Here is an 11,842-nt window from a genome sequence, read left to right as displayed (position 1 = left end):
TAAAGGAAACAAGCTGAATGCCCTATTTTTTATTGCGCCTTCGCATAGTTGATAAATTCAACAAAAGCAGCAGTCGCTTTTGGTCCGCCGTTGATCGTTCCGTTTGAATAACCCGCATTATGGACCCCGACGATTTGTTGGTTCTGATCTAGCATCGCAGAGCCAGAGTTTCCGCTAAATGTATCGATCGTATAGTATGCGAGATTCGTATCTTCTCTCGTGACTGGACCTGACATTTCCCATTGTGACACTTTGCCAGTCGATCTCATTTTATCACCTGGATATCCAGAAATTTTAATCGTTGTACCTGTTAGACTTGTCACTTGACGAATAGAGCGGTAGCCGACCGTATTTCCAATGTTCGTATCTGTTTTAATGACGGCAAAATCATATTGACTCGCCCCCGTGTTGATATATCCGCTTGGTACATAGAATTCGGTCATGTTTGCTGAGCCGTTCACAGCCGTGCTGTCATTCATGCCTGGGTAGACAGACCCTTTTGCACTATAGCTTCTTGTGGCTGTATTGTAGACGCAGTGTCCGTTTGTCAATATTTTGTTTGGAGCAATGAGTGTTCCTGTGCAGCTAGATCCACCAAATGTAATATAGGCAATAGAATTATAGGGTGCTACTCTTGTATTCGTCACTTTTGTTCTACCATCGTCTCCAATGACTACTTTTGTTTGAAAGTCTTTTAAATATTTTGTGAGTGGTTTTACTTTTTCGCCAATAGTAGAAGAGAGATCATCCACTTTGTCAAAGGATGAGGGGGTTTTCATATCGTTGTGGAAGTCAGCTGAAGAAATCACCTTTCCGTCAGAAGTCACCATGTCATAATCAGACGTAAGTACTGAATCAGATGCTGCATGGGCAAAACTAGGCACACTTAAAGCACCAAAAACGAGTAGAGAAGGGATTAATTTTTTCACCTTTTTCATCATATTCCTCCTTTATGTCCTATATCAAAAATGATACGATTGTTTCATATTGGAGTAAATGAGAGAATATTCTTATTTTTTACAAAATATTTCATTTGTAAATTAGGTGTTTCGTATCTTCCAAATATTTATTCTAGCGATCTCTCTATGAAAAAAGAAAAACCGCCATTTTGGCGGTTTCAAGATTGTTGACGAAGGGCTAAAAAGTGATTTATTTTAGCCCTTTGTCTTCTTTTCAACATGATCAGCTCCATACATCTTTTACATATCTGTTGTCATTGGCTAAAGATGTCAGCCATTGTTCAGCTGTTTCTTTCGCACACTGTTTCTCAGTCTGATACAGTTCAATAAGTGTTGCCTCGACATCTGGTGCCATGACCTTTCCATCCCCGCAAATATACAGGTAGGCGCCTTTGTCGAGCAATTCAATGAGCTTGGCTCCATCATTTTTAATGAAGTGCTGGACATACACTTTTTGCTCCTCGTAGCGAGAGTAAGCACGGTGGATGGTGACGGCTCCTTTTTCTTGTGCAAGCTGCATTTCGTCATAATACAGATCATCTTCATGCGGGTGGCGGCAGCCAAAATAAAGATGGGCTTCACCTAACGACTTCCCTTCATTTTGCCATGCTTCCCTTGCCTGAATGAACCCTCTAAACGGGGCGATACCTGTTCCTGGTCCAATCATGATCATTGGTATTTCAGGAGAAGGCGGCAATTCGAATCCTGCTTGAGCTTCATGAAGGAAGCAGGCCACTTCATCTCCTTCTTGCAGTCCGCATAAATAGTTTGATGCGACGCCTGCGTATTCACCGCGTCCGCTCCATGATTTTCCTTTCACAACAGCTACTGTGATACTAAGCCTCTTTTCATCTATCTTTGGCGAACTGGAGATCGAGTAATAACGAGGCTTCAATCCTGGTAAAAGGGCTAAGAAATGATCAAATGGCAGTTCACATGCTTCGTACTGTTCTAGTAAATCAAGCATGGTCACACGCTTCTTTAATACAGCTTCTTGATAAATTTCTCCCGCCATTTGTTCAAGTTCAATACGATGAGGTGGGCATACCGTATATTTTGCAAGATCTCTTAGCTGAGTACGTGTCACAGGCTCTTGTAGCTCTACATGTGACGCCAGCAATTCTCCGACTTGAATTGGCTGATTTAATGGTAAATGACTTGCTTCTTTTTCCGAAGAGAGTATCATGTGCTGCTCTGGATCCAGCTTAAAACGATCGGTCACTCGCTGAACGAGTGTTGCACTATTTTTTGGCACGATTCCGATATGATCTCCTTCTTTATAGTGCTTGCCTTCAGGTAATTGAAGTTCGATATGCCTTGTTTGGCGGGTACTTTTTTCAGATTGTAATTCTTGATTTTTCAATACAACAGCTGAAAAGGCACCGTATGTTTTAGCAACAGGACGTTCCACTAGCTCATTCGTATATGCAATGGATAGGTTTGGCTTTTCTTGACGTTTCTCCTGCAAGGTTAATTTGAATTCTTTTGCAAGCTCATTGAAGACTGTCTTCTGGAATGTTTCTTTATCTTCATCCATATCACCGCCCGCATCGCCTTCACCAATATCCGTTACACGCTTCGCCCCTTTTCTTTCAAGTGCTTCATCAATCAGACGAGGAATACGCTGATACGTGCTCGCCCAATTTCGATCCCCGCACCCAAAGACTGCAAATGTCACATTTGATAGATCCTGCTCCTCATCCTGCGTTACCCAATCCACAAACTGTTTCGCATGATCAGGCGGATGACCGTTGTATGAAGCCGTTACAATTAAAACTGCGCCTGACTCTGGTAACTTTCGAGTATAATCATCAAGCGGTGCCGTTGTCACGTCAAACCCTTTTGCTTTCCCGTCTTCAGCAAATTCGTTTGCCATCTGCTTTGCTGTGCCCAGATTTGATCCGTACAAGACCAATAGCGGTGTTCCATGACTCGCTATTTTTGCTTCAGCAGAGGCCGTGCTTTTTGTTGGTTCTTCTTTCGGAGGCGCCATAAAGAATTGCTGCTTTCTTGGCCGCACTTTGATTTTAAAATCATTCGGCTTAATCGTCAGGGATTCTTTTAAATCCAGTTCATACGACGTATGGTCAATCAGTTCAAGGTTGTGCAGAACCATCGCCAGAACCATCGTGGCTTCATGAAGGGCAAATTGCATCCCAATACATGCACGCTGGCCATTTCCGAACGGTTTATAGGCATGCTGTGGAATCTTTTCAGGATGCATAAAACGTTCAGGCTTGAATTCTTCTGCATCCTCCCCCCAAACCGCTTGATCCCGATGTAATTTAGGAAGCAGCACATTGACACTTTGGTTTTTTTTGATCGGATATTTTCCTCCAATGACTGTATCCTCTTTCGCATAAAGAGAGAACGTAGGCGCCGTCGGCCAGAGGCGAAGTGCTTCATTTAAGACCATACGCGTATAACTTAGTTTTTGAACCTGCTTAAATGTCGGCAGGCCGCCTTGTAGCACGTCGTCTGCTTCTTGTACGGCTTTTTTTAATTTGTCTGGATTCTTTAGTAAAAAATAAATCGCAAATGACAACAATCCACTTGTTGTTTCATGACCCGCTATTAAGAAGGTAATGATTTGATAACGGATATTTTCATCTGACAGGCGTTCACCTGTTTCAGGATCCTTTGCATGTAGCATGAGAGACAGTAAATCATTGCCCGTTTTATCTTGTTTTTTCCGTTCTTGAATAATGTCATCTACTAATTGCTTCATAAAATCAACATCTTGTTCAAATTCTTTTCTTCTTTTGATCATTAATTTATCTGCGACCGGCAATCTGCTTGCTTGATCCATCGCTTCATTTAAACCATTCAGCATACTTTCAATAAATGGATGTTGATTTTCTTTGTAAAAGCTGTTAAATCGAAAATCAAAACCGCATAGCCCGATCGTATCTAAAGTGAGCTTTGTCATATCCTCTGCTACTTCAATTTCTTCATCACGGCCCGTTCTTTGCCATTTTTGTACAAGCTGTGTGGCAATATCGAGCATCATCTCATGATAGCCCTTCATGGCCTGCTGGCTAAACGCCGGCATCAAGATGTGATGAGCCTTTCTCCAATTCGGCTCTTCTGTCCAACTTGTGAATAACCCATCCCCTGAAAATGTTCTCACTTTATTGAGACTGCTTCCAATGAATTTATCAAAACGCTTCTCATCAAATACTTCTTTGGCAAGTTCATGGCTGGAAACAAAAATACTTGTTGCTTTTGAAAATTCAAACTGAAAGATCGGCCCTAATTCATCTGCCAGCCGCCAAAAGGTTTGAGAAAGCTCTCCTTTTTTGATATGAGGAATATTTTTTAAAGGTCCGTATGTTTTTGGTTTTGGAATGATTGATGTTTGTTGCATGTGCCCACTCCCTTTATTTCTTTATGATGCAACGCTAATGGCACGCCATAAGCATTGCTCAATATCTTCTAAAAATTCAATCGTTGGTTCAATTTCCTCTGCTAGAATCTGTTTATGAAGCTGAACGAACGCTCCAAATACAATGGATAAAATCGTTCTCCCTGAAAGATTTGGATGAATTCCATCCTTTTTGCCTTCTTCAAAAATATGAAATAGCTCATTTAATAGCTGCTGCATCTTCTCTTTACTTGTCTCATCTAAATAGTGTGAGCGTTTGTCAATTTCTAAGAAGTACAGACCACTTGGATTCTCTTTTGTAAAGAGCACTAAGCAGTAAAAGACATGTTTGAAATAAGCCCTGATGCTTGCTTTAGGGTCTGGACTGTTTGTATTCACCTTGTCGATAAATGCAGTCAGGCTTCGCTGGTATAAAATGTTCACAAGAGCCTCTTTACTATCAAAATAACGATAAATGGTTCCTGCTCCAACATTGGCTCTTTTCGAAATCATCGGCATCGTTGTACCGTCAAAACCCCGTTCAATAAATAAGTCCAGAGAAGCCTTCATAATCTGCTCCTGTTTATCAGTAGTTGCTGCGGGCATTTCATCCTCTCCTTTCGATTTATCAGGAATGAATGTTCATTCCGCTTGATGTATATTATATTAATATTTTAAATTCTTCTATTTATACTTAAACATACTTATTTTTCTCCGTCACTACATTTTCTGAAAATAATAATAATTGAGAAATGATACCTAGATAGATGACATCCAAACGACTTATAAATATTGGCAGTTTTGTGACGCGCGGGTGTCGTCTGAACTATATGTTCATTCTTGGTCAATTGGAGAATGGATGTGATCGTCATATGTATCAATGTATAAACTGCCATTACTTGAACGAACCGCATAAACAATGTCTTTTAAAGACAGCTGCCTTTTTTGAAGTTCTTCATAGATCCACTGCTCCGTTAATTGGTTTTCATGAAGGTTTTTCAAAATGAGCTTTCCGTCCATAATGACTTCAATGGGCATGTAACGCTCTGCCTGCATCCATAGGTTAAGATCTTTTCGCGTGACATAATCAAATGAAGGGTATTTTTTCACTGACATATGCCCATCTGTTTCAATCATTGCAAATTCAACTTCACTAATGTCAAACACATTCTTTTCTCTGAGCTGTTGATTTAAATAATCAAGTGTATACCTCATTCCTTTCATATTCTCTTCAAGAATTTTGCCATTTTGAATCACAAGCGTTGGTTTACCGGCCATAAAACCTCTCATCTTCCGGCTTCTTAAAGCAAGTAAAGAAATCACATAAATAATGATCACAAGTGTAATAAAAGAAATGGTTGTGTGATGAAGCGGAAGCGTAGTATTAAACGCCAAGTTCGCCGCAATTGAACCTAGACTGATCGCCGCAATGAAATCAAAAATATTCATTTGTGCAATGGTTTGCTTTCCAAGAAGACGGGCACCGCCGAATAAAATAGCAAAAGCAAATATGGTTCGAAGTATGACTTCAATATGATCTGGCATTTCAGCTTCCACCTTTCGATTTCATGAAAAAAAGCCTTTTCTTTAGAAAAGACTCTTTGTTAGACTATGCATTTATTCCGTCATTATTCAAATGGGCCGCTTCTGTTTGCTCAAATTGTGAACGCAGCTCAATGATTGAGCTGTTTCTCACGTTTACTGGATCTTGCTCGAGTAGCCATGTATAAAATCTTGCTTGCTCTGCTGTTTGCAAAGCCTGCATATATTTTTGGGTGGAGCGCTTATCTGCAACACGCTGTTTAATGGATCGCATTTGCTTCCAAAATTGATAATAAGGAAGCTTTAACTTGGTCATAAAGCCGCTGTTATCCTCAATGACATAACCTTCTTCTTTGATTGTGTCATCATGTGATACAGATTGATACCATTTATAGAAAGAGGTCCAATCATGAAACACTGCCACTTGCTGTTTGCACCGCATGCCAAGCTGTTCACTGAGCCTTTTCACTTCAGCAAATGGTTCTTTTTGATAGCTCAGCTGACGCTTCACGATATCAAGTAAAATGAGTTGATCATGATCATATGTGATAATATGCGGGTCTTTCTCTGGCAAAATGACTTCAAATACAAGGGATACATGGTTGTCGCGTACGTATGATTTGATGTAATCGACCTGCACATCGTCAAAGGTCGCATAAAATAGCTCTTCGACCCAAGCAGCATGCTGATTTTGCTTCACATGTGACGTATACGATTTGGACGTAAACACCAGTTCATCTTTTATGTCGTTAAACCCAACCGTGCCTAAGTATCCATTTGCTTTATCATAGACCGTCACAGGAAATTGAAGATGATTCACTAAATGCTGCATTCTGGTTTCAGGACGTTCATCAATATTAAAGAACTTATTATAACTTCTAGACACAATCTGCTTTGAAGTCATATTGATAAACAACCCTCTTGCTTTGACATTTATTTCATCCCATTGTCTTTCACTAAATGCTTTTTTGGTGAAATTAAAAGATGAAATATCGTGTGGCAGCTTTAATTCTTGTACATATTCATGCTGATCTAAATGGGATAAAAAATCATCCAGCGTCACATTGGGCTGAACAAAGACCGGTTGCTTGTTTTCAGAAGCTCTGTAGACAGGATTGTCAATTTCATGTGTCTCAATCCCGCCTGCTGTAATTTTTAACACACGCAACTGTCCACCAAATTCAACCTGACCTTCGAGGTTATAAGATCTTTCCGCCGCTTGGATAGGCAGTCTATATAAATTGCGATGACCGTGAATTTGAATGATATCTAATCCAGAAGTATTTTGCACAAATAAGTGGTCAATGTCATCTGAATATTCACCTACTCCGTGAATAAGCTGCTGCGTTGAGACATGCAGAAGCTCTTCTGGCAAATGGGCAAGCCCACCATGGGTGACAAGAAATGTCTGACCATGATACGTAAAATAGGTGAGCTGATGAAATGTTCTGACAAACTTCCTTAATTCTTTTAGGTCAAAACCTGCTTCCGCAATTTCAGGCGCAGTATGACGGTTAAACATATTACTTCTCACTTTTTCTTCATGTGCATATTTGTAAAGATGCTGATCATGATTTCCTTCAATGACGATCACATTGCGGCATTCTCTATGTGCCAGCATCCATTCTAACACTTCCTTGTTTTCTATTCCTCTATCAAGCAAATCACCTGCAAAGATATAAAGCTCGTTTTCTTTCAAGTCTCCTTGCAAATAAGTATTTAGAGCTGTGTAACAGCCGTGAATATCACCGAAGACGTGAATGGCCTCATACTGATCAAAAGACCTGGGCTGATACGTCATAATGGCTGGATATTCCTCAGGCGTCAAAACGGTTACCCATGAAGGCACCTTCTCTGTCTTTAACCGTTCATTCATTTGATATAACACAGATTCCTTCACTACTTTGTGCGACTCTCGACTGCGATTATGCAGCAGGGCTGTTTCAAGAGGCACTTGCGTAAAATCGACGACATACACTCTGTAGCGATATGAAGTAGCTAATGACTTATACTGCGAAATGGACTTACTTGTGACATGTGTTGCATCAATGACAGTAAAGTCTCCTCGTTCCATTCGGGCTGTGAGGAGTTCAAATAATAAAGACCAGACTTTATGATCATGTTTGCTTGAAATTTCCGGTTTCCCATTGACTGATAACTGCGGAGGCTGGGTTAACAGACGGATCTGATCCGCTGATAATGTATATGGTTCTAAGCCTTGTTCTTTGATCCAAGTTGATTTACCTGCACCTGGGAGACCTCGTAAAAGGACTAAAGTTCTCATAATGGTTCTCCTTTAATGAGTGATATTTTACCTATTATAGATAAATTATGGATAAATCTCAATCTTTTATTGAATATGGAAATATATAGATATCAAAAGGAGGGGTTACATATGTCTAATGAAGAGAGTGCTGCATTCAATATTGGGGATATCGTATTCTCTTCTATTCATCGCATTGATCGTGACCATCGTTGTCATCGCGATTCGAATGATAAGAAGAAAACAAGTGGAATTAAAGAAAGTAGAGGCTAGATGAAACAAAGTGATTGAAAAAAATCATTTAAAAGAGTAAAAATCCGGGAGTTAGCCGGATTTTTGTGTTTTCATTACGATCCCTTGTCGCTGCTGCATCAAAAAGAAAAAGACACCTAAAAGAACAAGAAGACCACCGAACATTTGTAGCAGCGTGACTTTCTCTCCAAGCAGTAAAACAGCGAGTATCGTTGCCCCAACAGGTTCGCCTAGAATACTCATTGAAATAGTTGTCGCATTCACATAGGTTAACAGCCAGTTATTAATCACATGGGACATGGTAGGAATAATGGCGAGCAGTAAGAAAATCCCCCATTCTTTACCCGAATAGCCTATAAAAGGCGTTTGCTGTATAAGGTTAAATAAAATTAAAAAAAGGCCGGCAAAACCAAATACACAAAAACTATAAATCCAATGAGATATCTTTCTCACAGCTTGTTGACCGATTAATAAATAACAAACAACAGCGATTACACTGAAAAAGGATAAAATGTCTCCTATAATGGCGTCTTGGCTATGTCCAATATCCCCCCATCCAATCATGAGCGCACCAACAATCGCCGCACACATTGTGAAAATGGCTGACTTCGTTGTTCGTTCACGAAAAATGAGAAATCCGCCTAATAATGACACCATCGGCTGAAGTGCAATGATGATTGTAGAACTCGCCACTGTGGTGAGCTTCAATGAGCCGAACCACAAAACAAAATGGAGCCCTAAAAAGAAACCTGACATACATAAGAAAAACCAGTCTCTCCGCTTTAAAGAGACAAACTCTTTTTGACGCGGCAGAATAAACGGAAGCATCAAAACCGCCGCAAATATCATTCGATACATACTTAGAATAGCAGCAGGCGCACTTGACCATTTTACAATAATGGCCGAAAACGAAATCGCAATGATGGAGATCACAAGCGGCACCGCAATTGACTTCTTTGGAGCATTTGTCTTCATTTCCATTAGCAGCTTCCTTTACATCAGCAGTAGATGAGCTTCTCATCTTGTATGACGTCATCTTACTATGACTATTCGCCTAGAGGCAAGATGAATTTTTAGAATGTTTACATAAAAAAAGCTTTCTTCACGAAAGCCTCAGATTGTTGACAAAGGGCTAAAATGAACTTTATTTTAGCCCTTTGTCTTCTTTTCAGCGTGATAGAAAACCTTTGCAGCCCTAGGAAGGACGAGCATCGGCGCGGAGCGAATTTAACATTCGTGAGCACCGAAGCGCAGGACTGACACCGAATGCGAGGGTTTGTCTACACGCTGAAGCTTTCTTCACGAAAGCCCTTATTCATCATCTATTAATACATACACAGCCCGCACCGGGCCATGAACACCAACGACTAAATTCATTTCAATATCGGCAGAATTACTTGGACCTGATATAAAATGAATGGCGCCTTTCGTCTGCTCTCCTTCTTCTACTAGGCGATGAAGAGCTGAAACAGCATGAATCATCCGCGGGACAATTGTGCTTTTTTCAATACATACGATATACATCATCGGTAAAAAATGAAGTGCTCTCCCTTGACCTTGATGGGAGGAAAGAACAACCGTTCCGGATTCTGCAAGTGTGTAATCACTGAATACCACTGCATATTTCGCTTGTTCTGCCTGCCTTATATTTTCTTCTCTTGATGTATCTGCATTCCAGCTAATAACTGAGATTCCTTCTTTCCGCAAGGCTTGAAACATAGGATGACATTCATATTGTGCAAAACGTCTATCGCTCGAAGTCATCACAGGACCTTCTCCATACTCTTTCATCAATAGTCGTAACGTTGAGGGTGCTTCTTTTGGCGTTGTTTCTACCACTCTCGTATGAATTTGCTGACATTGCACCTTCAATTGCTCTACCAATTCTTCTTTCGACAGACCTTCATTTGTTTCCCAATTGACTCGATGCTTCCAAACCGGACGCCGAATAGATGCAGGCTTGGAGGAGCTTTTGCCTAATTGTTGCTGGATATGTGCTAAAAATGGATCTCGATGAGAAATGGTTCCTTTCATTGCCGCTCCTCCTTTTGTTTCTTTTTAAACCAATCCCGAAACCTTTCTTTGCTTGGCGCTGGGAGGTCACGAATTTCTGTCCAATTCTTTAAAGGACCCGCACCTTTTGAAATCTGTCCGTTTGAAGCCATACGTTTCAAGAGCACAGGGGCTGCTTTTGTTCCAAATCGATACATTCTAGGAGTGGATGCGCCCATTCCGAACATTTTCATTGCCATCATTTCCGCTTTAGGCGCTCTCCCCTCTTTTTCAACGATGACTTGTCGATGTTTGATTAATAATTCGTGAAGTGGAATTTTCACTGGACAAGCATCTGTACAGGCTGCGCACAAACTTGAGGCGAAAGGAAGCTCTTGGTAGTCGTCATATCCTCCAAGTAGCGGCGAAAGAACAGCGCCAATCGGACCCGGGTAAATTGATCCGTACGAATGACCGCCAACATGCCGATAAACGGGGCACACATTGATACAGGCTGCACACCGAATACATTGCAAAACTGGCTGAAATTCCGTCCCTAATATGTTTGACCGTCCGTTATCCACAATGACCAAATGGAACTCTTCTGGCCCATCAACTTCTTCTTCTCCTTTTGGCCCCACGACAGAGATATAGCTTGTTAACTTTTGACCTACTGCGCTTCTGCACAATAGACCGACAAGGACATCGAGCTCCTCCATCGTTGGTACAAGCCGCTCCATCCCCATGACTGCGATATGTGTCTTTGGAATAGACGTGACAAGATCCGCATTCCCTTCATTCGTCACAAGACAAATCGATCCTGTGTCAGCCACAGCAAAGTTACAGCCCGTCACACCAATATCTGCTTCAAGAAATTTTTCTCGTAACAAAGCTCTTACAAATTTGGTCATTTCTTCAGGAGTCTCTGACATATCATATCCAAGCTTTTCGTGAAAAACTTCCCGTATTTGTTCTTTCGTCATATGAAGGGCTGGTGCCACGATATGTGAAGGTGGTTCATGGTCATCAACTTGAAGAATATATTCTCCAAGATCGCTTTCAACTACCTCGCAGCCAATCTCTTCTAGCGCTTCATTCATTTCAATTTCTTCTGTGACCATTGATTTTGATTTCACGATCTTTTTTGCTGCTTTTTTTTGTGCGACATCTTGAATGTACGCCGATGCCTCTTCCTTTGTTTTTGCAAAAAACACATGACCTCCACGTCTGCTCACGCTCTCACTTAATTGATATAAGTAGTCATCAAGGTGGGCAAGTGTATGCTGCCTAATGTCCTCTCCAAGTTCACGCCACTTTTCCCAGTTTCCAAGCACTTCACTTGCAGTCATCCGTCTTTTATACAGACGCTCTTGTGCAGAGGAAACAGCTCCTCTCATCACAGCGTCTTCTAATCCTTCGCCGATCCGCTCTTTAAAAGCCTTCTCTCCAATTTTCATACTCATCTGCCGT

9 protein-coding genes are annotated in these 11,842 nt (G+C 41.0%); 1 reads left to right on the top strand and 8 read right to left on the bottom strand.

The genetic code is table 11. The annotated features are described in order from the left end of the window. Window positions 1-29: 29 nt before the first annotated feature. The 5 genes from ACTJKA_RS14380 to ACTJKA_RS14360 form a co-directional block, all read right to left on the bottom strand. Window positions 30-938: a trypsin-like serine peptidase gene (locus ACTJKA_RS14380; protein WP_048001486.1), complete on the bottom strand. Its 909-nt coding sequence runs from the start codon at window positions 936-938 to the stop codon at window positions 30-32. 244 nt (window positions 939-1,182) lie between these two features. Further along, window positions 1,183-4,326, bottom strand: a complete 3,144-nt coding sequence (locus ACTJKA_RS14375; protein WP_336750461.1) for a bifunctional cytochrome P450/NADPH--P450 reductase — start codon at window positions 4,324-4,326, stop codon at window positions 1,183-1,185. A gap of 21 nt (window positions 4,327-4,347) precedes the next feature. After that, entirely contained in the window at window positions 4,348-4,929 is a 582-nt protein-coding gene (locus ACTJKA_RS14370) for a TetR/AcrR family transcriptional regulator (RefSeq protein WP_007499369.1), read from the bottom strand. A 228-nt stretch (window positions 4,930-5,157) separates the two neighbouring features. Then, window positions 5,158-5,868 (bottom strand): DUF421 domain-containing protein, encoded by a 711-nt coding sequence (locus ACTJKA_RS14365; protein WP_224559863.1) that lies wholly within the window; start codon window positions 5,866-5,868, stop codon window positions 5,158-5,160. A 64-nt stretch (window positions 5,869-5,932) separates the two neighbouring features. Further along, window positions 5,933-8,149, bottom strand: coding sequence for an RNA ligase (locus ACTJKA_RS14360; protein WP_270107728.1), 2,217 nt, complete (start codon window positions 8,147-8,149; stop codon window positions 5,933-5,935). 111 nt (window positions 8,150-8,260) lie between these two features. Here ACTJKA_RS14360 and ACTJKA_RS14355 point away from each other — a divergent pair, with 111 nt between their 5' ends. Then, window positions 8,261-8,401 carry a hypothetical protein gene (locus tag ACTJKA_RS14355; RefSeq protein ID WP_270107729.1) on the top strand — a complete coding sequence of 47 codons (141 nt, stop codon included), beginning with the start codon at window positions 8,261-8,263 and terminating at the stop codon, window positions 8,399-8,401. Between the two features lie 51 nt (window positions 8,402-8,452). Here the strand turns inward: ACTJKA_RS14355 and ACTJKA_RS14350 are convergent, their stop codons facing one another. The 3 genes from ACTJKA_RS14350 to ACTJKA_RS14340 form a co-directional block, all read right to left on the bottom strand. Continuing rightward, window positions 8,453-9,361 (bottom strand): DMT family transporter, encoded by a 909-nt coding sequence (locus ACTJKA_RS14350; protein WP_142155167.1) that lies wholly within the window; start codon window positions 9,359-9,361, stop codon window positions 8,453-8,455. 330 nt (window positions 9,362-9,691) lie between these two features. Next, entirely contained in the window at window positions 9,692-10,414 is a 723-nt protein-coding gene (locus ACTJKA_RS14345; RefSeq protein WP_270107730.1) for a LutC/YkgG family protein, read from the bottom strand. After that, window positions 10,411-11,835 carry a LutB/LldF family L-lactate oxidation iron-sulfur protein gene (locus ACTJKA_RS14340; protein ID WP_270107731.1) on the bottom strand — a complete coding sequence of 475 codons (1,425 nt, stop codon included), beginning with the start codon at window positions 11,833-11,835 and terminating at the stop codon, window positions 10,411-10,413. The genes ACTJKA_RS14345 and ACTJKA_RS14340 overlap by 4 nt, the downstream gene beginning before the upstream one ends. Window positions 11,836-11,842 lie beyond the last annotated feature (7 nt).

The organism is Bacillus sp. 22190 (genome assembly GCF_052045575.1).
Classification (GTDB): Bacteria; Bacillota; Bacilli; order Bacillales; family Bacillaceae; genus Bacillus; species Bacillus altitudinis.
Note: the sequence above shows the minus strand (reverse complement) of the source record. Positions and strands in the feature narration are given on the sequence as shown.

Coding starts and splice junctions, on each gene's coding strand:
- ACTJKA_RS14380 (WP_048001486.1), bottom strand. CDS start 938: ATGAAAAAGGTGAAAAAATTAATCCCTTCTCTACTCGTTTTTGGTGCT.
- ACTJKA_RS14375 (WP_336750461.1), bottom strand. CDS start 4,326: ATGCAACAAACATCAATCATTCCAAAACCAAAAACATACGGACCTTTA.
- ACTJKA_RS14370 (WP_007499369.1), bottom strand. CDS start 4,929: ATGCCCGCAGCAACTACTGATAAACAGGAGCAGATTATGAAGGCTTCT.
- ACTJKA_RS14365 (WP_224559863.1), bottom strand. CDS start 5,868: ATGCCAGATCATATTGAAGTCATACTTCGAACCATATTTGCTTTTGCT.
- ACTJKA_RS14360 (WP_270107728.1), bottom strand. CDS start 8,149: ATGAGAACTTTAGTCCTTTTACGAGGTCTCCCAGGTGCAGGTAAATCA.
- ACTJKA_RS14355 (WP_270107729.1), top strand. CDS start 8,261: ATGTCTAATGAAGAGAGTGCTGCATTCAATATTGGGGATATCGTATTC.
- ACTJKA_RS14350 (WP_142155167.1), bottom strand. CDS start 9,361: ATGGAAATGAAGACAAATGCTCCAAAGAAGTCAATTGCGGTGCCGCTT.
- ACTJKA_RS14345 (WP_270107730.1), bottom strand. CDS start 10,414: ATGAAAGGAACCATTTCTCATCGAGATCCATTTTTAGCACATATCCAG.
- ACTJKA_RS14340 (WP_270107731.1), bottom strand. CDS start 11,835: ATGAGTATGAAAATTGGAGAGAAGGCTTTTAAAGAGCGGATCGGCGAA.